Origin of the sequence: Paenibacillus sp. XY044 (assembly GCF_002257645.1) — a bacterium.
GTDB lineage: Bacteria > Bacillota > Bacilli > Paenibacillales > Paenibacillaceae > Paenibacillus_AQ.
Map to the genome: position 1 here is coordinate 37046 of NZ_NQMO01000002.1, position 21182 is coordinate 58227.

Here is a 21182-nt window from a genome sequence, read left to right on the forward strand (position 1 = left end):
TAACACAATCCATCTTATGTGGGTGAGTGCTGGAATTATTGTGCAGGGGCCTATCTCTCCATTTTTAGGCTTTTGTCTACACTGGATTTTCGTTTATATGGGGATGAAGCGCAGATCCCTTGCGATAGATTGGAATAATCATAAGTCCCGCCATCAGGAGGACAAAAGCAATATAGTATGGAGACACGGCTCCTCTAAGCTGGCCGGCCGCAATCGGACCGATGAAGGAGCCGATGGACATGGCGATGGATTGGAGCGAAAAGATTCTCCCAAGCTTGCTGCCGCCGCTGAGCTGGATGAACATGGAGGCAAGTCCAGGAAAGATAATGCCTTTCGCTGAGCCGAGAATAAAAAGAATGACGACCAGCGGTATCTGGGGCAGCGCGGCCATGCCAAAGAAGCAAATAGCCATCAACAGAACGCCCGCGATGACCCTTTTATAGGGAGAATAACGGTTGATAAACAGCATGCTCAGCGTCACCAGGGCGCCGATGCTCAGTATGGAAAACAGGATGCCGGTCGATTTAATGCCTTCAACCCCGGTATCTCGCAGCGGCAGCTCAAAGAACAGAATCCCTTGGGAACAGGAAACGACAAGGGGGAGGATAAAATAACGCCACGAAACGCTGGGAGCAGGCGCCGTCTGTGCGGCTTCGTCGCTTCCGCCGGGGGCATTCGTCAGTGCCTTGACCGGTTTCGGGACGCTGAAGACCGCCATCACACCGGTCGCGATCAGCAGCCACCCGAGTCCCTGGAACGTCGTCGAATAACCGGCATGGGCCACAATAAAGGCTCCCGCAGCGGGCGATACGACCGAGGCCAGGGTATGCACAACGCCATGACCGGACATATATTTGCCCTGGGTCACCTCATTTTTGGACAGGGAAGCAAGCAATGCAAGGCAGGCCGGGGACAAGAAGGCCAGCACAAAGCCGCTGATCGACCGTAGGACCAGCAGCTGCCAGGGGTACTGCACATGCGCCTGCAGCAGGAGGACGATGCCGGCCGATACGAGGCTGAAAATAATATAGCGCCGGCTCCCGTGCTTGTCGATGACCGTGCCTGCAATCAAATTGCCGGGCAAATGGGTGAGCGCGTAAATGCCCATCATCCAACCGATAAAGACCGGCGCTGCTCCCAAGGAGACCGCGAACGGAGTGAGTATAGGGTACTGGGCGTGAAGGTCGAAGAAGGCGAGAAACAAAAACATGTACAGCCAAATGGCAGTTTTCACGTGAGCAGCTCCTTTCGGCAGATTCATCATCTGTACGTTCGGTGTGGAACGGGTTGACCAGCGGATAAGACAACCATTCGTTCATCAATCTACTTGTACGTTTCTACTTGGCGGCTTATACCCTCTTTTTTGGGACGGGCAAATCGATAGCTTTGCGGGTTGCGCAGGACGGGCTGCCGCTTGCCCTGGCAAGTACCGGATTTCTTGATATTGGAGGCGCCTACGCCCCGGGAACGACAGAAAGCCCCGTCTAAGGGCTGGCTGACAGCCGATGTCCGGATCATGTATAATCGAATGGAAGTTTCTAAATCACTTGATAGGGCGGCTTAAGCCCTTCAGGTCGATGGGAGTGTGTTTTTGAAATGGATATGCAGGTATGGTCCGATTTTCTGCAGCAAAACTGGCTGGTGATCGTGATCGCTCTTGTCGTGCTGTTTATCGTCCTGAATCTGGTCAAAACGATGGTCAAATGGGCGCTCGTGATCATCATTGTGCTGGCGCTTGTCGTATACAGCGGCATTTCGCTGGAGCAGATCAACCAGGTCGTAACGACCGTGAAGGACGAGACCGTAGATACGCTGAAGAGCGAAGCCATGAACGTCATGATGAAAGAAGCCAAGGATGCGAAGTATGCAGACCACGGGGACGGAACGTTTACGATCACGACGCCGAACCTGGAAATGAAGGGAACCTCGGGAAGCGACAAAGTGGATGTCACGTTCCGCGGCGTATCTCTCGGGCAATGGAAGATCAACGATACGGTCAAATCGTTTATCTCCGAATCCCAAAGCCAGGCGGGCGGTTCAAATGGAAAATAAAGGGCTTAATCCATGCACCTACGTGGAGGGGGTCATCTTATGCTGCAATCATGGATAGAAAGTCTTAAGGAATTTAACATCATCAGCATTCTGCTGCTGATAATCCTGCTGGTGTCCCTGCTTCAGGGATGGGGCCGGGGTGCATCCCGCTCTGCGGGAAGGCTGCTGTCCCTGCTGAGGGAAAGCGTCTTTATTTTGCTGGGGCTGGTGCTCGCGGTACCGTTTACCTTGTGGGTATCGCCCAGAGTTCAGGAATGGCTCGCCAATTATGCCAGCCAGCTCCCGAACCGGGATTTGAAAATGTGGGAGCAGATTTACTATACGTTCATTACGTCAATGGCCGATTTCCCGCTGATGCGGTTCGCCGTCATTTTTATCGTGAGCTACAGTATGATCCGCTTGCTGATCCGCTGGTTGACGGTGCTGATCTTCGGCGGGAGCAGCGCGCTCTTTAACCCGGGCGGGAAGTCTTCCGCTTCGCTGCTGAGCCGTCTTGCCGGTGCGTGCATCGGCCTCTTGATCGGGGCGGGGCGGTGTATCGTCGTCGTCGCGCTGCTGTTCGTTTACGTATCGCTGTATCCGCACACCTCGTTTACCCAATACGTGGAGGCATCGCCGATCTATAAAGAAGGGGCGCAGCGGGTCATCGAGCCGTTGTCCGGCCATTTGGTGAAAGAGAAGCTTCCGGTATTTACGAAAGCTGTCGAAAAAGAGCTGAACGGCATCATGCAGCGTAAATACGAGGTGATTGACCACGCGATTCCTTCGGATATCGAGGCGGCCGCCGCCGAGATCGTCAAAGGCGCGGAAACCGACGAGGAAAAGGCGCGGAAATTGTACGACTGGGTCGGCACCCGGGTGCAGTACGATTACGGCAAGGTCGATGATTACGAGCAGCGGGGAGTCTGGCATGAACAGACGCCGCAGGATACGTTCAACACGAAGAAGGGCGTCTGCATCGATTATGCCAGACTGTATGCGGTGATGGCCCGGTCTCAGGGTCTGCAGGTGAAGGTGGTTACCGGCCAAGGCTATGATGGCCAAGGCGGATATGGACCGCATGCCTGGAACGAAGTGTATTTGTCTCAAAAGAACAAGTGGGTGCCGCTGGATCCGACATGGGCGCAGAGCGGCGACTGGTTCAATCCTCCAAAATTTGCGGAGACGCATATTAAGGAGCAGATGCTGTAATACAAAGCTGGTAGGTTTTTTTGGAATGGGACCATTGAAAAATCCCCTTGCCCGTTATAGGCAAGGGGATTTTATGTTGTTTAAACGGACGTTTTTCTTAACAAGGGCAGGATAGGGCCCTGCATAACTTCGATCCCCGTTTGGCTTAGATGTGATAGCTGCTGACCGGATTATGCGGGCAGCTTGATCTGCTGACCGGGATAAATCCGGTTGGCGTTCTTGATATGATTCAGGTCGCGCAGCGTCTGCCAGGTCGTATGGTATTTCAGCGAGATGCTGTACAGCGTATCGCCTTTCTTCACGACATACACCTCTGCAGCCGATGGAGCAGGGACCGGTTTGACCTCAGGCTGCGGCTTAGCCGGAGCTGGATTTGATGGTGTCGTCGGTTCCGGTGCTGGTTTCGCCGGCGTTGGCGCAGGCGCGGTAGTTTCCGCAGGGGCAGGGCCTTCGGTGATGCGTCCGGCCGGTCCTTCCGGAATCGGCTTGCCCTGCTGGATATAGTTGATCAGAGCCTCATCCAGGGCACCGTACATACCGGCTTGCGGGTATTTGGTGAACATGGTATATTCGTCGCCGCCTACGGCCATAAAATCATTGGTCGCGAGCGTATACGTAGCGTCCGGATCAAGCGCTTTATCGCCGATTTTCACGGAGTGAACGCGGCTTCCTTTGGGCTTCGTGGTATCGATCTTAAACGTGACCCCGGAAACTTGGGAGAAACCTCCTTTGGACTCTGGATAATCGGATATGCCGTTCTCAAGGGCTGCCTTGATGTCAGAACCCTTTACCTTCAGCTGCACGATTTGGTTGCCGAACGGCAGAACCGTCACGACGTCACCTTTGGTAATCGTTCCGGCTTCGATCGATGCGCGGATGCCGCCCCCGTTCGTGATGGCTACATCCGATTGGCTCACATCGCGCATCGCATCGGCCAGCAAGTCACCGAGGTTGGTCTCTCCGGTGCGTGCCTTCTCGCGGGAGCCTTCCAGCAGCACAGGCGTTTCGCCGACTTTTTCCTTGAGGATCGGCTCCTGCTCCTTCTGGATCGAAGCGACCAGATCGGCGACCTTCTGGTCCGGCTTGATATCGGCAGCTTCCTTCTCATCGATCAGGGTGGCTTCTTTCTTCATGACTTTGTGGTTGTCGACCCACAGATCGACGACACCCACATATTTCGTGTATTCGCCGGCACTGGCGATCAGCGTGTTATTGCCGGCCATCAGGCCGTTTTCCAGGACGGTATGGCTGTGTCCGTCGATGAAAATGTCGATGCCGGGCACTTCCTTGACGACCTTAAGGCTGGTATCGACACTTGATTTGTCCTGACCAAGGTGGCCGAGAACGACAACGACATCGACCTGCCCGCGGATTTCGTTCACCCATTTCTTCGCTTCTACCGAAGGATCGGCGAACTTCAGGCCGGTGACGTTCGTCGGGTTCGTTTTATATGCGGTCTCCGGCGTGCTGAGGCCGATGATGCCGAACTTAACGCCGTCGACTTCCTTGATTATGTAAGGCTTAAAGAGGGTTGTTCCGTCGTCCTGGATCACGTTCGCGCTCAGCATCGGGAATTTCAATTCCTTGGTGAGCTCTACGAGATGCTTCCAGCCATAGTTGAATTCATGATTGCCCGGTACCGTGGCGTCATATCCCATTTCGTTCATGACCTTTACGATGCTCTCGCCTTGAACGAGCGTGGCAAACGGCGTACCGTGTACGGCATCGCCCACATCAAGAACGAGCGTATCCGGGTTCTGGCTGCGGTATTGGTTAAAGATTCCTGTGACCTTGGCAAATCCCATTTCAGGGGATGCTTCTACCGCACGGCCATGCATATCGTTCGTGTGCAGAATCGTAATATGCTTGCCGGACGGGGCGGATGGCTCCGGGGTGCTCCCGGTCGTACCCTCTGCCGCCGCGGCCGCCTGGGCCGAACCGACCAACAGCACCGCGCTGAACAGAAGGGAGGTGAACCATTTCCTTATGATCATGAATCTCATAACCTCCTAAATCGTATTAGATAAATTTTCCTTCCCCTTTATTCTAATAAACTATCAGGACGGTGAAATAAGACTTATGAATCATTTATTGGCCTAAGGTTGAATATAAATGTGCATTTCCGGCGGGATGCCGACACGCTTGCAGTAGGTTTCTACCGTCTCGTCTTGCAGCATCGCAGTTCCCGACGAGAGAAGGCCGACGGCAAACCGGTTTGCCTGCCGCTCCAGCTTGCCGGGGGCAAAGTAGGAATGCTCTTCCAGGAAAAAGCGGTTGATCCCTTTATGGAGCCGGTCATGGCCGAGCTCATGCGCGCAGACGAACCGCTGCCACTCGGGCGACAGCTCACTGTGAATCACGATAAACCGCCGTCTCAGTTTCCGGTAATAGAGTCCCTTGGTGGATTTGCCGAGATCCAAGTAGCGGATATGAATGCCAAGGGACCGGGAAAGTTCGAAAGGGCAGCTGGTCTTATATTTTCGGATTAACTTTCGAATCATCTCATCCATAGGATTCACCTGCAAGTTGTGGATTGTTCGTCCCACCTCACGAAGAAGAGGAGCTGTCCGGGGGACCTAGTTCCTTCTTCTTCCGCTTATTCATCTGCTTCGCTTCCCAGAACAGCCCCGTGAGGACATCCTTGATGCGCTGCTTGTCCTCAGCGTCCAGCGGAATCCCGTCGAACATCAGCTCTCCGTCTTCCTCCAGCATTTTCTTGAAATCCCGCTTATCCTTATAGGTTGCCCATGCAGGGGCTTCCTCCCGCAAGCCTTCGGGAGCCCCGTCAGCATACCAGTAACCTGCGGTGCTCATCAGTTCACCGTAAGGAATTTCCAGCGCTTCCGCGAGCTTCCGGATGGTTGGCGGTTTCGGAATGCCCCGGACCCCGTTCTCCATGCGGGAGATTTGCGAATTGCTGATGCCTGATGCTTCGGCCAGCTGGTTGATCGTCATGCCGTTCTGCTCGCGCAGCCGTTTGAGCACGGCTCCGAATTCTTTTTCCACGGTATAGCCACTCCTTTTATGTCGATGATCTGTTTCTATCCGTTACTATAATTCAATGTTGCCAAAAGGTAAAGAAAAGAATGGTATTAATACCAAATGGCATGAATGAATAAGAAATCCGGAGCAAGACGGTGGTTAGGACGAGAATTTCAGATTTTACGTGATACCCAAAAAGTGGTATGTTAACATCATTATACGAACAAAAATGCGAACAATCCATAGTTTTTTTAGGTGAACATCCATGAAGGAGCGTGTTTGAATATGGATCAAATGCTGCCGCAGCTGGACCGCCGCAAGACACAAGCCGCCGTTGAAGCGATTTTGGAGAAATACCGGATCTATAAAACGATTACGTTTGAAGTCAGGGAAGCGGGCATCACCGCCTCCTATACCGAACGGTTTCATGGACCGACCAATGTGACCTCGGACCAGACGGCGCAGGTCGCCGTCTACAATGTGGACGCGCCTGCGGCCCGCCAGGCATACTGCCGGATGATCGAGTCGATCGTGGAACGGCTGGGCGAACGGGAACAGACGCTGATCCGAGCGAGGTACATGAAGGAGGACGACGTTTTCGACTATAAAGTCTACAACTATGTGCTCGACCCGCCGGTCAGCAAGGACACGTACACGAAAATACGAACACGTGCCTTCTATAAAATGGCGCTGGCGTTTGCGGACCGTGGGCTGCTGACATTGTCCGAGCTTCACAAAGCCAAAACCCGCAATTCCAAATGAAACCCGTTCATAAACGGGACAAGCCGGGGACCGGAGAGGTCTTCGGCTTTTTTTCTTATCTAAAGGGGAACGGGAGATTCGGGGGATGAATTGGCCGTAGAAGTGCGGATCCTAACCATTCCCATTTGGAACAAAAAGGATATTAAAATACGAACATATATTCGTACTATTTTCCGCCGATAACCGTCCGAACCGCCGTCAGCGTTTTCGAAACTTGGATGTAAGATTATATCATCGGGAATGAAGCAAAGGACGCACCGAACATTGAGCCGGCCGGATGGGCCGGTTTTTTGCGGACGTGTGAGTTTTATCCCGATGGCTTTGATAAGAGAGAAAGGAGGGGGCCGAGTTGATACAGATTCAGCGGACACAAAAGAATGGAAGGGGCTGTGACGCAAAAGGAACGGTTCGGCGGGCAGTGTGATGAGGGAAGCCGTTAAACAGACAGTCGCTGCCTTGATTCCCGAACTGGAAGGCCGGATCTACGATGTGCAGCCGCCGGCCGGAGGGGACGACGGGCCATACGCCGTTCTCACCCTTGGCGAGGAGATTTGGAAGTCGGCTTGGGCGGGTTACCGGCAGGTGGTGCGCGTGAAGCTGTACGGCGGCAGTGCCGTGATATCCAGGCTGGATGACTGGGCACAGCAGCTGATCCGAGGGCTGCAGCGCAAAAGAATAGCAGGTCCGGATCCCAGAGCGATCCTGCTGCATTACTTGGGCGTTCCGGAAGCGGACGCGCTTGATCCGGCCTCTGGCGGCATCATCCGGTGCCTCAGGTTCGGGGCGTACCTGCCGGAGGCTTCGGGAGCCGAAGCGCCTGCTCAGTCGGATGCATGGCTCAGCACCCTGGCGGAATGGACACGGGGCAAGCTGGATGACATGTGGCAGGTCTACGAAACGTCCTGGCCCGCGGACCGGGAGGAGCATGCCGTATTGTGGCGCCTGGCCGGCTGCGAGACGAAGATGGCGGGAGCTTCGATGTACGAGGTCCGCAAAACGTTTGCCGGGCATTTGGCGGCACCGTTCTCGGAGACCGAGCACCATGCCTCGGTCACGTTAGTGGAGCAGCTGGGGGCGCAGACCCAGCTGCCGCTGGGTGACGGGGAACGCCGCTACTTGTCGGTGGCGGAAGTTTCCGCGAATTTGCAGGTCGACGCCATACTGGAAGGACAGCTTAAGCTGACCCTGGTTCAGCGGCGAATGCGTCCTGCGGAGGATGCGGCGCTGATCCGCCGCGTTGCCGTTCAACCCATTATGAAATGAGGTGGCCCCGATATGGGCGTAAAGAAAAATTCGAAAACCCCGGAAGCCGGAGGCGGCATGCCGAGGTATGAGCTGAAGGAATTGAAGGCGCAGGCCAAGGAGCTGTTCGGAGTCCGGGCAGAAGTCGTGGCAGGTGCCATGCACAATACGGATGGTCGGTATTTTACGATCGCCGAGGTACAAGGCAAGATCCAACAATTCATGAAAGCGAAGGTGGTCTAACTTATGGCAGGTGGAACTTGGGATATCACAAATCAACCGGTGCTGCCGGGATTGTACATGAACTTTAAAGCGGCGGCTGCGTCGGCCATTCAAGGCGGCAGCCGCGGAACGGTTGTGGTGCCAGTCAAAGCCAATTGGGGACCGGTTCGCGAGTTCGTGGAAATCGGCAGCGAGCGGGCGATTTCCGCGATTTATTCTGCGGACGGCGAGTATGGGGCGACCGCGTACTCCGCACTCTATTTGGCCCTGCTCGGCGGTCCAAAAAAGCTGCTGGCCTACCGCCTGGCGGACGATACGGCCCAGGCGGCGGCCGTGACGCTGCAGAGCGGCGAAGCTACGCCGTCCGCCGTCCTGAATCTGACGTCGAAGTACCCCGGCAGCCGCGGCAACGGCTTCACCGTGACGGTGCAGCCTGCGCTCGGCAATTCGGCCGTAAAGGAGCTGCGCCTGTATGAAGGCGCCAAACTGCTCGGCACCTTCACCGGCGCCGACGGCACGGCCGCTTCTTTGGCCGCGAGCATCAATGGCGGCAATGATTGGATCACCGCCGAGGTCATGGATGGCGGTGGCGTGCCCTCCGATGTCAGCGGACTGGCGCTCTCCGGCGGGGCGAGCGGCATCGCCGGCCTGACGAACGCTGATTACATCGCCATGCAGGAGGCCGCCGAGGGCCAGGACTTCGACCTGCTGGCGCTCGACTATGCCGCCGACATGGCGCTGCTGCAGAGCTTTGCCGCCTGGATCAAGCGGCTGCGCGGCGAAGGCCGTGGCGTCATGGCCGTCTTCGGGGGCAGCGCCGCCGATGACGTGTCCAAGGATGCGGCCGATCTGGCGGCGGCCCGCTCCCTGGCCTTGAACCACGAGGGCATCGTCAACGTGGGCACTGGTGTCCGTCTGTCCGGGACGGACTACAGCTCCGCACAGACGGCTGCCTATGTGGCCGGCCTGATTGCGGGCCAGCGCTTGAACCAGTCCGCGACGTACGCGGTCACGCCGTTCGAGGACGTCACCCGGCGCTGGACGCGCTCCGAGCAGGAGCAAGCCGTGAAGAGCGGCGTGTTCCTGCTGTTCTTCGACGGCCGCCAGGTGAAGGCGCTGCGCGGCATCAACACGCTGGCGACGCCGGCCGAGGGCCAGAGCAGCGCCTGGAAGAAGATCCGCTCCATCCGCGTCATGGACGCCATCAACGCGGATCTGCAGCGGGCGGCGGAGCAGACGTACATCGGCCGTGTGAACAACACGGAAGAAGGCCGTCTCGCCCTGATCGGCGCAGTCATGGAGTACCTCGGCCAGCTGTCGCTGAGCAGCGTCATCGAGCCGGACGGCTATGACGTCATCCTCGATCCGGCCTACTACGGCGATTCCGCGGTGAAGCAGCCGGAGCCGGATCAGGTGTTCCTGCAGTGGAATGTGAAGCTGACGGACGTGATGGAGCAGTTGTTCGGCACCTTTTACGTGCAGTGATGGAAGAGCCGCGGTCTTTTTTAACCCATGCAAGCTATGAAAAAAACTATGAATAACTCTGAGGAGGAACCCCTATGTTGGATGCTTCAAAAGTCATTCTCGGCACGTACGGCCAGGCCTATATCGACGGTGTATGGCAGACGCACATTAACAAGCTCGAAGCCAGCGTCGAAATCGAAAAGCGCGAGCTCAAGCTGGTGGGCAGCGACTGGACGGTCCACAAAAGCGGCAGCAAAAAAGGAACCGGCACGATGAGCGGCTACAAAGTGACCTCGGATATGATCAACCGCGGCTTCACGAAGTTTGAAATCATCTCTAAGCTGGACGATCCCGAGTCCTACGGACACGAGCGCGTCCGTCTGATCCGCTGCATGCCGGACAAAATCCAGCTGGCCAACTGGACCGCCGGCGAGGAAGTGCAGGAGGAAACGACGTTTACCTTTGAAGGGTACGAGCTGCTGGACCCGATCACGGGGGACTAAGGACTCCGGATAAATAGCTGCAATAGTGGACTTCATTCGGCTGAAATCACCATTTTAGAGGTAATAAAAGCAAAAGTGCATTTATTTCTGGTGAAAATCTGCGAAAGGGTGGGTTTACCGGGAAAATAGATGCACTTTTGCGCTTATTGGTGTTCTCTTGGTGTTCTCTCTCGTGAGACGCGCCAGATAAATCACTTGCGGCTATCGTGCCATTCGCAAGACGTGAGAATTAGTGGCATTTGTGGTTACTGTGAGCAAATTACTTTTACCATTAAGCATTAACTTTAGCCAATACAGGGCCGCCACACTTTAACTATTCCATGGTCTGGCTGGATCGCCGAAAGAAATTCGAAGGGCACTCTTTTTAGAAAATAAAACTCTTAAAACCACCCTATTAGGGACATAAAACATTCAACGAATGAAGGAGAGGAACACGCATGAGCTTACAGGACAACTGGAGTGAGGAACAAATTTTGGATAGCCTGTTTGAGGCGGCGGAAAAGCTGCCGGAGGAGACGGTGCGCATCAAGCGCCTCGATATGCAGATCGTACTGCACGGCCTGACCTCGAGCAAGGTGGACAGCATCCGCGAGCGGTGCACGGTCCGCCGGACGGTGAAGGGAGCGGTGGACGAAAAGGTCGATACCGAAACGTTCAACGCACTGCTTATCTCCGAGGCCACCGGCAAGCTGGAAGTGAAGGGCCTCACGCTGAACGGCTGGGGCGATCCGCGGATCACGAGCCGCTTGAAGCTGTCGGGCGGGGAGCAGGCGGTGCGTCGCATGCTGCTGGCTGGGGAGTTGGATGCCGTCGGCGACAAGGTGCTGGAGCTCTCCGGTTTCGGGGTCGAGATCGCTGACCTAAAAAACTGATCGGCTCCGGGGGAATGACGACGATGCTGTACCATCTGTGGGCCCGGCATCACCTTCGTCCCGGAGAGTTTTGGAGGCTCCCGCGCGGGGAGCGGCTGCTGCTGCTCGCTTTTTCCCAGGAAGAAATCGAGCATATGGCAGCAATGAATCCAAGTTAAGGAGGTGAACGATTCATGGCAGAAACTTTAAATTACCGAATGAATCTCGTCATCGATCTCAAAAACGTAATCAAGGCGAACCGTGAGCTGCGGGCGATGGAGCGGTATTTTGAACGGATTCAGGGACGCGTGCTGAAGATCGGGAGAACTCGCATGGTGCCTGAAATTGCTTTGAAGGACAGCGCCTCGAAGGGACTGGACAGCCTGCTGGAAAAAATCAACCGCGTGAAGTCCCAGGTTATCCGGGCGACGGCGACTGTAGATGTTGCAGCAGGTGGGGGAGCGTTAGGCGGGAAGATTGACTTTTCCACTCTCGTTACAGCACTTCAGGATAACTCGGCCGCCGTCAAAAAGCTCACGGAAACGATTGGGGAGCTGAAGATTGGAGGGGAGAAGAAGGATGGGCCAAAGTCTACACCTGACAAAATCAAGGATGTATTTTCTGCGCTAAAAAGCTTTGGCGGAGGGTTAAAAAGCGCGGGGGAGATCCCGGATAAAGGCAAAGCCATCGGAAAGGCATGGAGAGGCGAGGACAAAGATAAGGCGAAGAAGGACCTGGCGGACGACCCTGCTGCTGCCAAAAGGGAAACCCCTCTAAGGACTGAAACTTATAAGCGGAAAAAGACCTTGGGCCGAGCGTGGAAAACGATGGGTGCAACGGGTGATCTGATTGGTACCATTGGTTCAGCTGGTGAAGGCGTTATTGGCGGAATACAGGGTTTGTGGAAAAGTGGAAAGGAATTCTTCGGTGGCAGTAAAAACAGTGCAATCGCCAATTCAGCCACAAAAGCTGCCCAGAGCAGCGGGATCGCTGCTTCTACTGTAAAAGCCATCGGAAGCAGTGGAATTATGACTTCAGCCGCCAAGGGCATAGGCAAAAATCTGCCGGGAGTCCTTGGATTCGCAGCCGATGCCATATCCATTATGACCGCAAAGACAGGGAAAGAGCGGGCTCAAGCGATTGGGTCTTCCGTCGGGGGCGGCGTCGGAACGGTTTTGGGAGGCTTTTTAGGATCGGTTATTCCTGGTGGAGGAACGGCGGTCGGAGCAATGCTGGGTGGTGCAGCCGGAGGTTATATAGGAGACAAGGTCGGCGGCTGGGTCTCGGATCTGTTTTCGAAAAAGAAGAAAAAGGACAAGCCGGCTTTCGTAAAACCTGAATCCAGCATAGGATCTGCACCGACTGTGTCAACAGGATTGCCGTATGGACAATACGCTCCACCCGCATGGACAGCCCAAAAAGGGTTACCGGGAATGATCTACCCGAATAAGTATGTTCCGCCAACCTCCCCCCTCCCACCATCCAGCAAAGCCTACGGTCCCTACCTGCCCAGAGCTCAAGGTCCGGCCGCTCCTATGGGAACAGGCCCACGGCTGCAGGCTGCGAGCGGAGGCGTTAAGCCGGGAATCGGGGGCAACGGAGGCGGAAAGACGACGCCGCAGCTCGTGCAGATCAGTCCGGAGCAGATGTCGGCGTTGTCGGGGTTCCTGAAGGATTTTAAAACGGAAACCAACTACAATCTCCCGGCCGGTGCAGTCCAGGTGACTGTACATGAAGAGACGCCCATAGATGTGGAGGGCCTGATCCTTCAGATCGGGCAGCGCCTTCGCTCCGAATTCGCCAAAGCCGCGCAGAACCGTAAGCCGGGGGCGAAAGCGTATGTGTAAAGACGTTTCCAGAGAGGAGGAACCGCTTTGGATTTGGTGTTAATGACAGGGAAGGGCGAGAGGTTCACGTTTCCGGTCAATCCGGAGGAAGTGATCATTTCCAGGCAAAAGGGCTATGATACCGCCAACATTCTCTCGTCCGGGGAGTTCGATTTTCCGCAGGGGGACCGGATTAAGGAAATCTCGTTTTCCTCCTTTTTTCCGAAAGTGTACGATGAGTCCTTCTGCAAAGGGGGAGAGGGCGAGCTGCCTGATCCGCAGGTGGCGATGAACAAACTGAACGATTTTTTGGTGATGAAAACCCCGCTCCGGTTCATCATCAGCGAAGCCGGGATCAATGTGCCCGTGTTCGTGGCCTCCCATCAAACGACGTTCCGGGGCGGGGAGCCTGGGGACGTATACTTCGACATCACGCTCCGCACGTGGAGGGAGCTTAAGATGGCGAAGACGGCTGGCAGCGGCACTGGTGGCGGGACGGCGGTCAACAAAAAGCAGCGTACCGACATGAAGGAGAAAAACAAAACCTACACGGTCAAGGCGGGTGACTCCCTTTCCAAAATCGCCAAACTGGAGCTCGGCGACAGCTCGAAATGGAACCAGATCTACAAGCTGAACCAGAAGGTGATCGGCAAGGACCCGAATGCCATTAAGCCGGGGCAGAAGTTGGTGCTGTCATGAGTTACAAAGTAATTTTGCAGGACAAATACGATTTGACTCCCTTGGTGGAGGCAATCAACCTGCGCGATTCGCTGGAGCAGATCGCTTACCAGGGCACGGTCAACTTGGTGGTGACGCCGGATTTGCCCCCGATCTCGCCGGGCATGGCGATCCGCATCAGCGGCATTCCTTACGGGAAAAAGGATTACATCACCCTGTTGCATCCTGCGGTGGTGTGGGAGGTCGAGACAGCGAATAACGGCATGAAGCGGATGACTATAACACTGTACGACCGGACCGTTTATTTGGACAAATCGGAGGACGAGTATTTGTTCCCGGCGAAGCAGACGGCGACGCAGCGTTTTAAAAAGTATGCCGCCGACTGGAATTTGAAAATCGCCAAGCTGCCGGATACTGGCAAGGAGCTGGGCCGGGCTGTGTACCGGACGCAGTCGCTGTATGCGAGCATGTTTGCTGATTTGCGGGCTACCGCCAAAGCTGGCGGCAAGCTGTATCATCCCCGGATGATCGCCTCCGGCCTGGAGCTGTACGAGCTGGGTACGAACCCGGACGTCTACGTTCTTGAGGCGGTAACTGATACGATGCAGACGCACACGCTGGAAGGGGCGGCGACGAAGGTGAAGGTGCTGGCTACCGAGGCGAGCGAGACGGGCAAAGAGGTTCCGTCCAAAGTCCTCGCCATTGAAGAAAAGGACATGGCCAAGTACGGCCAGCTCCAGGCAATTATCCAGGACGACGAGGTGAAAAACGGAGCTGCCGCCCGCGAGCTCGCCCGCAGCAAGCTGCGCGGCATCCAGGAGACGATCACCGTCAACGCGCCGGATATCAATACGATTCGGGCGGGGGATGCGGTTAAGTTGGGCCAAGTGCAGCTGATCGTCATCTCGGTCAGCCGCGAGCTGGGCAACCCGGGAAGCATGTCGCTGGAGCTCGGAACCTACGACGACGTCAAAAGGAGGTTTTACATTGAATAAAGACCCGTATGGACAGCTTGCATCCTCTTTGTACGCTTCGGTCGGCAAGCACACGCACCAGGCGCTCGGCGGCGTCGGGGCGGTGCTGGGGACGATCACGTCGACGGGGCTGAAGCTGGACGATTTTAAGCATGAAATACAGGACTACATGGTGGCCGAGCTGCCGGGGCTGCTTGCGCTGCCGCGTTATATGGCGGTCGGAGCTTCTGGGACGCGGACGGATACCCCGAACTGGGGGAGCGTGGCGATGGATACGTCGTTTTATTTTGACGAGACCGAAGTCCAGGATGCTGCGCTGAAGCTGGGTGCCGGGCTTAAGCCGGGGGACCGGGTGCTGGCCGTCCGTGTGAACGGTGGAGATGACGTGGTCGTCGTCTGCAGGGTGGTGAGCGGCCGTGGCTAATTTGTTTCCGGAGACGGAGGACATGGTCTGGACCGAGGATGCGGAGACGGAACTCCTGGAGGGGAGCGGGGCAGTGTTTGGGAAGAGCTGGCGGTTCGATTTTGATGCCGGGGAATTCGTCATGTCCCCCACCCGTAAAATCGCCGTCGCGGACGAAAGGCAAGCTTGGGTAACCTGGTGCGAAAAAGCCATCCGTACCCCGCGCTATCGCCATCTCATCTATTCGAGAGATTACGGCAGCGAGCTGGAGGATCTGATCGGAAGCGGCTACGATCATGCTCTGCTCGAGAGTGAAATTCGGCGCATGGTTTCCGAGGCGCTCCTAGCGGACGCGCGGACGGAGAGCGTGGATCAGTTCGCGTTTGCGTGGGAAGGCGTGGCCTGCCGCTTCAGCTGTCGTATCCAGAGTGTCCGGGACGAGATTGAAATCATAGAAAGCGTGGTGATCTGATGGCGGACTTGCCGCTTTTTTTGCAGGATCAGACGGAAGAGAACATTATGAACCGCATGCTGGCCAAGGTGCCTTCGGAGATCGACAAGTCCGAGGGCTCTTTTATCTGGGACGCGCAGGCACCGGTGGCGTTCATGCTGTCCGAGGCAGCGCTGTGGGCGCAGGAGGTGCTGAGGCGGGGGTTCGCGAGTACGGCCTTTGGAGAGTACCTGACCTTAAGAACGGCGGAACGGGGGGTCAACCGTAGATCAGCGGTGCCTGCGACCGGGACCGTGAAGTTTATGGGGCAGCCTGGGAAAAAACTGGCGAAGGGAACTTTGATTGCCACACCGGCCGACGAAATTACGGGCGAATCCAGCATCGAGTACCAAACAACCGCCGACGTGACGCTGAATAGCAGCGGCGAGGGACTGGCGCCTATCACTGCTTTAGTGGCGGGCAGCCAGGGGAATGTGCCGGCAGGCGTCATTGAGGTCATGCTGGTTCCAACCAGCGGCATCATTTCGGTAACCAATCCGGCAGCAGTAACTGGCGGCGCCGATGAGGAGTCGGATGAGTCGTTGTTGGAACGGTACTATGCGGAAATCCGAAACCAGGGCACCAGCGGCAACAAAGCTCAATATATCCAGTGGGCCAATGAGGTTCCCGGCGTGGGAGGAGTGCAGGTCGCTCCGTTATGGCAAGGTCCAGGGACGGTAGGCATTTATTTGGTCGATATGGACAAGCGCGCAGCCAGTTCGGCGATCGTTGAAGCTGTTCAGGTGTATATTGATCCAACCATGGACGGTCAGGGGGAAGGAAAAGCTCCAGCGGGACCGGTTGTAACGGTAATGCCTGCAAAAGAAGTGCCGATCGATATCTCGGTCCAGCTCACTTTGGCTGATGGAGCTACTTTAGAGGTGGTCAAGGAACAGATGATCGGGGGTATTACCGCTTATCTGAAACAGCTGGCTTTTGCCGATCCGCTTGTCCGCTATACCAGAATTGCTGCCATTCTGCTGGATATCCCGCCGATTATTGATTATTCCAATCTGACGGTCAACGGCGCCGTGGATACGAATATCCAAATCAGCCCTGGGGAAGTGGCTGTACTGGGGGCGGTGGACGTTCATGAGTGACGCTACATTTACAAGCTCTCGTGGTGCCGAACTGTTCTCCTATCTGCCAGCTTACTACGAATTCAGCCGGGTCATTCGAGCTGATGTGGATGCCAAGGGCGCGGAGATGGATGCTCTTTATTCAGCTCTGAATGAGACGTTGGAGCAGTTTTTTGTGAAGACGGCGACGTGGGGGTTGGAACGGTGGGAGGCGGAGCTGGGGATACCTACGGATAAGAATAAGCCGATTGATCAAAGACGCTCTTATGTTGAATCCAAGCTGAGAGGCAGCGGCAAGGTTTCGGGTTCGATGATTAAAAACGTGGCACAGGCCTACGACGGCGGGGAAGTTAGTGTATTGATCTCGCCGGGTGAGTATAAAATTACCGTTACTTTTATTGGTACGCGAGGTATTCCCGCGAATTTGGAAGACTTGAAGGCAGTCATGGAAGAAATAAAGCCGGCTCATATGTCGTTAGAGTATAAATTCACTTATTTAACGTGGGACGAGCTGGACAAAGCGAAGAAGTCTTGGGATCAAACAGATGCGCTCAATCTTACTTGGGATGAATGGGAGAAATATAGACCGTAAAGGAGGGGATAAGGCATGGCTAATACTTTACCGAGCGGTATCCAGCGACCAGAGGGCTCTGATAATAACAATCTGGCCGCATACAATGCAAACTTGGATATTATTGATTTTCTGGGCCGGCCATACCAGGAGAAGGTGGATACATCGTCTTGGGACGCAGACGCGCAGGTCTACACAAAGGTTCAATACCTTCGGCCAGAAGACGGCAGCTTAGCAATCAGCTGTCAGTTGTCGAACAAGAACAGCAGCGGCAAGTACACGACGGACACCTGGACTCTAGGTATGCCTGGGGGCACTAAGATTCGAACCTGGACGCTCACCTATGACGCGGCTGGTAACGTCGTGAATAAGACCTATGCAGACAGCTAAGGAAGGAGGAGAGAGGCATGCCAAGCATTACAGACGCGCTGAGGGCGCGGGGAATCGGCAGCGGAGGCGCTGGGATCAAGCAGGAGGACCTGACGGCTCTTATCGACATTACGAACACAGCCGAAGCGAACAACGACGCAATCAAGCTGGATGTCGTAAATAAGCTGAACGCTATGAACCCAGCGCTCAACCTAACGACCGCGTCGTCCTGGTCGACAATCCGCGCAGCAATCGGCAGCATGCAGTACCGTGGGGCGCAAACGGTCACCCCAGGGCCTTCGGACATTCCTATTCCCGCTGGCTACCACAACGGTGCTGGGAAGGTTTCGGCGGTAACGGTACCTGTAGCCAGCGTCCTGGCAGGGACCACGATCGCCGGGCAGACAGGCACTATGCCGAACAGGGGAGCGGTTACGATTACGCCTACAGCTGTGGACCAGGTAATTGCTGCGGGCTACCATAACGGAGCTGGAGTCGTGAAAGGGGTGTCTGTACCTGCAGCTTACCTTGTTGAGGGGTACAGCGTAGCGGGGCAGGCGGGGAAGGTTTCAAACTACTCGCGGGAGCAGCTCACAAATTTAGGCGGGGAAGAGAAGTATATTAACCCGTCATCGTATAAAGGTGATGGATTAGGAAACATCATGATTGCACCCCAAACTGGGTACTACACCGGAACGCAAACCAGCAAGGGTTTCGGATCGATCACAGTCAGTGACAATAACCTAATCCCCGCGAACATCCTAGCCGGGAGATCTATTTTCGGGGTCATAGGTACAGCGAGCACCTGGAAAATAGCGAATGGGTACCAGAACCCCTCTCCGTCGGCAGCTTCGCAGTACTATCCAGACAGGGACGGACAAAACATCCTTTTGTTCCCTTTTGAAGTGAAGCAAAACTTCGGCTTTACTCCAAGAATCGTTATAGCCTGGAGAAACGATAGAGAAGGGCAAGAATCTATATTTGTAGACGCGTCTGTCCGGGGGCTAAGCACTAGTTATATGAAATCGGGGCTCAGCGCTATAGACTGGGAGACATCCAAATCACGGAACCTTGTATATGCCAACTCTGGAGGGTTCAGTATCCCTACGTACTATGGGACATCGACCTATTACCACTGGGTTGTAATCGGATAAGAAAGGAGGCTAACATATGCCATTACCAAGTAACGCAAAACTAAGCGCCGTTATCGCTAAGCTGCAGGCTTTAACGGGGATTAACCAAATCCCCGACCTCAAAGAAGCGCTGCAGGCGAAGGGGATCACGCTTACGGGCAACGAGACTATGGTCGACCTGGTGGAGATCGTGAAGGCGAACAACATGCTCATATACACAGCAGATGCCACGGCTGCAGCTGCAGACATCTATCCCGGTAAGACGGCCTATATCTCGGGCCAGAAGGTCACCGGGGCCATGCCTATGATGGGTGAGGAGATGGGAACTGGGGAATGGGTGAACCTCTTGGGGGATACAGAACTCAGAGTTTCTAAACTGCTGCGGGGCGGGTACTATCCTCCAGGTACAAAGGTCACAGGAATAATCGAAGAGGTAAACCTGAAACCAGAGAACATCCTGAGTGGTCAAACTATTTTCGGGATCTCAGGATCAGCTCAGAAAAAGACCCCGGCTACTTTCGGGGGAGGAACATCAGATATCAAAATTAGCACCAATACGACATACAACCCTACTAACGGGGGGGTGATCCTTACTAAGGTCAAAAATTACACAGTCGACGCTGGGGTAACGGTGACGGCATCAGGTCCCTGCCTGGGACTCATTATCTACGCTGAGGGCGATATCACGATTAACGGAACCATTGATATGTCAAAGATGGCTGGAGACGTCGCGGACCCCATAAATGCGACTGTGTTGTCTTGGCCGCTCTTTGTTGCAGCGGATATGCCACCAAACGCACTAGTCACAGACCAAAGTATCGTTAACCGCGCCTTTTTATACGGCGGCAGGGGCGGAGACGGCGGTAAAGGCGCGGACGGCTTAATCTGGAGCAGCGTTAATGGATGGATAGCAACCAGCGGAGTTGTGGGCGTCGGCAGTATTGGCGGTAAGGGGTCTGTACTTCCTATGCAGGGCGGTATCGGTGGCGGAGGCGGAGGCGGAGGCGCCGGGTATCAAAATGGCTCTGGAGGTTCAGGAGGTAACGGAAATATCGGCAGAGGCATCACGCCCAACCCAGCTATACTATTGTCGCCTTCGAGCGTAAACGGTGCCTCTGGAAATAACGGTTCTGGGGGTGTCGGGCAAAATGTAAGTGTAACATCAGGGGCTAGGTCTGGTACGCCGGGGATCGCATACGGCGGAGGTACAGGAGGTACAGGAGCGACTTCAAACACATATAATACAAGTTCCAACGGTTACTCCCTCAGCTCTGACGGTTCAGAGCGTGCGGGCGGCCTTATTGTGCTGATCGCTCGCGGAAACATCACAGTAGGCTCTACAGGTAAAATACTCGCAAACGGTGGAAAAGGAACTGCTGGAACAGCAGGCGGTAACCTAAGTTCCATCTACGCAAACTACTGCAACGGTGGCGGCGGTGGTGGCGGTGGAGCTGGAGGCGGCTGTATCTTTATCCGGTACGGCGGGACATACACAAATAACGGAACAGTCACAGCGCTGGGAGGCGCCGGGAGCGCTGGCGGTTCGGCTGGAGCCGCGTATCAAGGCAGCAGCAGCGGGCCTGTGGTGTATCCGAGCAATGGTTCCGGCTCGCCAGGTCAGGCAGGCGCAAACGGCACGGTAAGTGCTATAAAGATCGACACACAATAAACTACAGCATTCCAAGGGGATGAAGAATATGAAGGCAATTATTATATATAACAGCCAGAACACACCCGAAGTACGGCAGCTGGATACGGCAATCAACTCTATGCTGGGGGCCTCTGTGCAAGGCGCGCGGGTCCTGGACGGATTGCAGGTCATTGATTACATGGAAGTTCGTGCACAGTACCCGGTAAGCAATACCCCGGCACTAATCTGCATCCGGGAAGACCTGCAAGGCCCGAGCATGCTGGATGAAGACGACGAGAAACACCAGCGCATTTATCTGGAGATGCTGAAAGAGTACGACAAAGAGCTCCAGTTTAAAGGAAACCCAGGGGCAACCCTATTCACGGAGCTGCAGGCAAATGTGGCGCCGTATCGTGCCCGCGCAGTTTACGGTGAGTGGAACGAAATCCGCATGCGGTTGCTGGCGAAGAAACAGGGCGTCGAGCTCGGGCTGCCTGCAGAACCTGCTGGCCTCACGGAGTTCGAATTCTGGAACCAGCGCTACAATCCGCAGGACCCGTTTTTCGCTCCGGAGAACATCCGCCGGACCGCAACGCTAGAAGACCTGCAGAAGGCGGTCTGCTACGAGTGGATCACAGCCGAAGAGTACCAGACAATCACAGGCGAAGAATTTCCCACACCTGAATCATCAGAAGCACCAGAAGAAAATACGACAGCCCCAAAACAGGGTTAACTGGAAGCGCCGCAAAGGCGTATTTTT

The 21182-nt window shown here is 55.3% G+C and carries 24 protein-coding genes; 20 read left to right on the plus strand and 4 right to left on the minus strand.

The genetic code is table 11. The features are described from left to right. Nucleotides 1-76: 76 nt before the first annotated feature. A complete protein-coding gene (locus CJP46_RS08255) occupies nt 77-1234 on the minus strand; it encodes an MFS transporter (protein WP_094595159.1) in 1158 nt (385 codons plus the stop codon). A 362-nt stretch (nt 1235-1596) separates the two neighbouring features. On the opposite strand from CJP46_RS08255, the gene CJP46_RS08260 reads away from it, so the two are divergent. Both CJP46_RS08260 and CJP46_RS08265 read left to right on the plus strand, forming a co-directional pair. Further along, complete coding sequence (locus CJP46_RS08260) at nt 1597-2052, plus strand: hypothetical protein (protein WP_094595160.1); 456 nt, start codon at nt 1597-1599, stop codon at nt 2050-2052. Between the two features lie 39 nt (nt 2053-2091). After that, entirely contained in the window at nt 2092-3243 is a 1152-nt protein-coding gene (locus tag CJP46_RS08265; RefSeq protein WP_094595161.1) for a transglutaminase domain-containing protein, read from the plus strand. Between the two features lie 170 nt (nt 3244-3413). Here CJP46_RS08265 and CJP46_RS08270 read toward each other — a convergent pair whose 3' ends face one another. The 3 genes from CJP46_RS08270 to CJP46_RS08280 form a co-directional block, all read right to left on the minus strand. Continuing rightward, nucleotides 3414-5231 carry a 5'-nucleotidase C-terminal domain-containing protein gene (locus CJP46_RS08270; RefSeq protein WP_373557984.1) on the minus strand — a complete coding sequence of 606 codons (1818 nt, stop codon included), beginning with the start codon at nt 5229-5231 and terminating at the stop codon, nt 3414-3416. Between the two features lie 108 nt (nt 5232-5339). Next, nucleotides 5340-5753, minus strand: coding sequence for an ImmA/IrrE family metallo-endopeptidase (locus tag CJP46_RS08275; RefSeq protein WP_094595163.1), 414 nt, complete (start codon nt 5751-5753; stop codon nt 5340-5342). A 37-nt stretch (nt 5754-5790) separates the two neighbouring features. Further along, nucleotides 5791-6249, minus strand: a complete 459-nt coding sequence (locus CJP46_RS08280; protein ID WP_094595164.1) for a helix-turn-helix domain-containing protein — start codon at nt 6247-6249, stop codon at nt 5791-5793. 261 nt (nt 6250-6510) lie between these two features. On the opposite strand from CJP46_RS08280, the gene CJP46_RS08285 reads away from it, so the two are divergent. From CJP46_RS08285 to CJP46_RS37005, 18 genes are all read left to right on the plus strand, one after another. Continuing rightward, nucleotides 6511-6987: an ArpU family phage packaging/lysis transcriptional regulator gene (locus CJP46_RS08285; protein WP_094595165.1), complete on the plus strand. Its 477-nt coding sequence runs from the start codon at nt 6511-6513 to the stop codon at nt 6985-6987. A gap of 423 nt (nt 6988-7410) precedes the next feature. After that, a complete protein-coding gene (locus tag CJP46_RS08290; protein ID WP_094595166.1) occupies nt 7411-8250 on the plus strand; it encodes a hypothetical protein in 840 nt (279 codons plus the stop codon). A gap of 12 nt (nt 8251-8262) precedes the next feature. Then, on the plus strand, nt 8263-8472 hold the full coding sequence (locus tag CJP46_RS08295) for a YqzN/YkzM domain-containing protein (RefSeq protein WP_094595167.1): 210 nt from the start codon (nt 8263-8265) through the stop codon (nt 8470-8472). Nucleotides 8473-8475: 3 nt separating this feature from the next. After that, nucleotides 8476-9936, plus strand: a complete 1461-nt coding sequence (locus CJP46_RS08300; protein ID WP_094595168.1) for a phage tail sheath family protein — start codon at nt 8476-8478, stop codon at nt 9934-9936. Nucleotides 9937-10010: 74 nt separating this feature from the next. Continuing rightward, complete coding sequence (locus tag CJP46_RS08305; RefSeq protein ID WP_094595169.1) at nt 10011-10418, plus strand: phage tail tube protein; 408 nt, start codon at nt 10011-10013, stop codon at nt 10416-10418. A gap of 437 nt (nt 10419-10855) precedes the next feature. Next, nucleotides 10856-11290 carry a phage tail assembly chaperone gene (locus CJP46_RS08310; protein ID WP_076175084.1) on the plus strand — a complete coding sequence of 145 codons (435 nt, stop codon included), beginning with the start codon at nt 10856-10858 and terminating at the stop codon, nt 11288-11290. Between the two features lie 23 nt (nt 11291-11313). Next, a complete protein-coding gene (locus tag CJP46_RS37000) occupies nt 11314-11448 on the plus strand; it encodes a hypothetical protein (protein ID WP_256992264.1) in 135 nt (44 codons plus the stop codon). A gap of 15 nt (nt 11449-11463) precedes the next feature. Then, entirely contained in the window at nt 11464-13116 is a 1653-nt protein-coding gene (locus CJP46_RS08315; protein WP_094595170.1) for a hypothetical protein, read from the plus strand. A gap of 42 nt (nt 13117-13158) precedes the next feature. Continuing rightward, nucleotides 13159-13794 (plus strand): LysM peptidoglycan-binding domain-containing protein, encoded by a 636-nt coding sequence (locus CJP46_RS08320; RefSeq protein ID WP_179281155.1) that lies wholly within the window; start codon nt 13159-13161, stop codon nt 13792-13794. Beyond that, the gene (locus CJP46_RS08325) at nt 13791-14768 is read left to right on the plus strand and encodes an XkdQ/YqbQ family protein (RefSeq protein WP_094595172.1); all 978 of its coding nucleotides are present in this window, start codon (nt 13791-13793) and stop codon (nt 14766-14768) included. Before CJP46_RS08320 ends, CJP46_RS08325 begins: the two co-directional genes overlap by 4 nt. Further along, the gene (locus CJP46_RS08330; RefSeq protein WP_094595173.1) at nt 14761-15171 is read left to right on the plus strand and encodes a hypothetical protein; all 411 of its coding nucleotides are present in this window, start codon (nt 14761-14763) and stop codon (nt 15169-15171) included. Before CJP46_RS08325 ends, CJP46_RS08330 begins: the two co-directional genes overlap by 8 nt. Then, complete coding sequence (locus CJP46_RS08335) at nt 15164-15622, plus strand: DUF2634 domain-containing protein (RefSeq protein WP_094595174.1); 459 nt, start codon at nt 15164-15166, stop codon at nt 15620-15622. The genes CJP46_RS08330 and CJP46_RS08335 overlap by 8 nt, the downstream gene beginning before the upstream one ends. Further along, nucleotides 15622-16740: a baseplate J/gp47 family protein gene (locus tag CJP46_RS08340; RefSeq protein WP_094595175.1), complete on the plus strand. Its 1119-nt coding sequence runs from the start codon at nt 15622-15624 to the stop codon at nt 16738-16740. Before CJP46_RS08335 ends, CJP46_RS08340 begins: the two co-directional genes overlap by 1 nt. Next, a complete protein-coding gene (locus tag CJP46_RS08345) occupies nt 16733-17311 on the plus strand; it encodes a YmfQ family protein (RefSeq protein ID WP_094595176.1) in 579 nt (192 codons plus the stop codon). The genes CJP46_RS08340 and CJP46_RS08345 overlap by 8 nt, the downstream gene beginning before the upstream one ends. A gap of 15 nt (nt 17312-17326) precedes the next feature. Further along, on the plus strand, nt 17327-17680 hold the full coding sequence (locus CJP46_RS08350; protein WP_094595177.1) for a hypothetical protein: 354 nt from the start codon (nt 17327-17329) through the stop codon (nt 17678-17680). A 17-nt stretch (nt 17681-17697) separates the two neighbouring features. Beyond that, nucleotides 17698-18813: a hypothetical protein gene (locus tag CJP46_RS08355; protein ID WP_094595178.1), complete on the plus strand. Its 1116-nt coding sequence runs from the start codon at nt 17698-17700 to the stop codon at nt 18811-18813. Nucleotides 18814-18829: 16 nt separating this feature from the next. Further along, nucleotides 18830-20461 (plus strand): hypothetical protein, encoded by a 1632-nt coding sequence (locus CJP46_RS08360; protein ID WP_094595179.1) that lies wholly within the window; start codon nt 18830-18832, stop codon nt 20459-20461. 28 nt (nt 20462-20489) lie between these two features. Beyond that, complete coding sequence (locus CJP46_RS37005) at nt 20490-21155, plus strand: XkdX family protein (RefSeq protein WP_256992265.1); 666 nt, start codon at nt 20490-20492, stop codon at nt 21153-21155. The last annotated feature ends 27 nt before the right edge of the window (nt 21156-21182 follow it).

Bases quoted from the DNA above. Each gene is read 5' to 3' on its own strand.
- CJP46_RS08325 (WP_094595172.1), top strand. From the start codon at position 13,791: ATGAGTTACAAAGTAATTTTGCAGGACAAATACGATTTGACTCCCTTG.
- CJP46_RS37005 (WP_256992265.1), top strand. From the start codon at position 20,490: ATGAAGGCAATTATTATATATAACAGCCAGAACACACCCGAAGTACGG.
- CJP46_RS08275 (WP_094595163.1), bottom strand. From the start codon at position 5,753: ATGGATGAGATGATTCGAAAGTTAATCCGAAAATATAAGACCAGCTGC.
- CJP46_RS08345 (WP_094595176.1), top strand. From the start codon at position 16,733: ATGAGTGACGCTACATTTACAAGCTCTCGTGGTGCCGAACTGTTCTCC.
- CJP46_RS08265 (WP_094595161.1), top strand. From the start codon at position 2,092: ATGCTGCAATCATGGATAGAAAGTCTTAAGGAATTTAACATCATCAGC.
- CJP46_RS08285 (WP_094595165.1), top strand. From the start codon at position 6,511: ATGGATCAAATGCTGCCGCAGCTGGACCGCCGCAAGACACAAGCCGCC.
- CJP46_RS08260 (WP_094595160.1), top strand. From the start codon at position 1,597: ATGGATATGCAGGTATGGTCCGATTTTCTGCAGCAAAACTGGCTGGTG.
- CJP46_RS08315 (WP_094595170.1), top strand. From the start codon at position 11,464: ATGGCAGAAACTTTAAATTACCGAATGAATCTCGTCATCGATCTCAAA.
- CJP46_RS08360 (WP_094595179.1), top strand. From the start codon at position 18,830: ATGCCATTACCAAGTAACGCAAAACTAAGCGCCGTTATCGCTAAGCTG.
- CJP46_RS08355 (WP_094595178.1), top strand. From the start codon at position 17,698: ATGCCAAGCATTACAGACGCGCTGAGGGCGCGGGGAATCGGCAGCGGA.
- CJP46_RS08340 (WP_094595175.1), top strand. From the start codon at position 15,622: ATGGCGGACTTGCCGCTTTTTTTGCAGGATCAGACGGAAGAGAACATT.
- CJP46_RS08295 (WP_094595167.1), top strand. From the start codon at position 8,263: ATGGGCGTAAAGAAAAATTCGAAAACCCCGGAAGCCGGAGGCGGCATG.
- CJP46_RS08305 (WP_094595169.1), top strand. From the start codon at position 10,011: ATGTTGGATGCTTCAAAAGTCATTCTCGGCACGTACGGCCAGGCCTAT.
- CJP46_RS37000 (WP_256992264.1), top strand. From the start codon at position 11,314: ATGCTGTACCATCTGTGGGCCCGGCATCACCTTCGTCCCGGAGAGTTT.
- CJP46_RS08300 (WP_094595168.1), top strand. From the start codon at position 8,476: ATGGCAGGTGGAACTTGGGATATCACAAATCAACCGGTGCTGCCGGGA.
- CJP46_RS08290 (WP_094595166.1), top strand. From the start codon at position 7,411: ATGAGGGAAGCCGTTAAACAGACAGTCGCTGCCTTGATTCCCGAACTG.
- CJP46_RS08350 (WP_094595177.1), top strand. From the start codon at position 17,327: ATGGCTAATACTTTACCGAGCGGTATCCAGCGACCAGAGGGCTCTGAT.
- CJP46_RS08320 (WP_179281155.1), top strand. From the start codon at position 13,159: ATGACAGGGAAGGGCGAGAGGTTCACGTTTCCGGTCAATCCGGAGGAA.
- CJP46_RS08310 (WP_076175084.1), top strand. From the start codon at position 10,856: ATGAGCTTACAGGACAACTGGAGTGAGGAACAAATTTTGGATAGCCTG.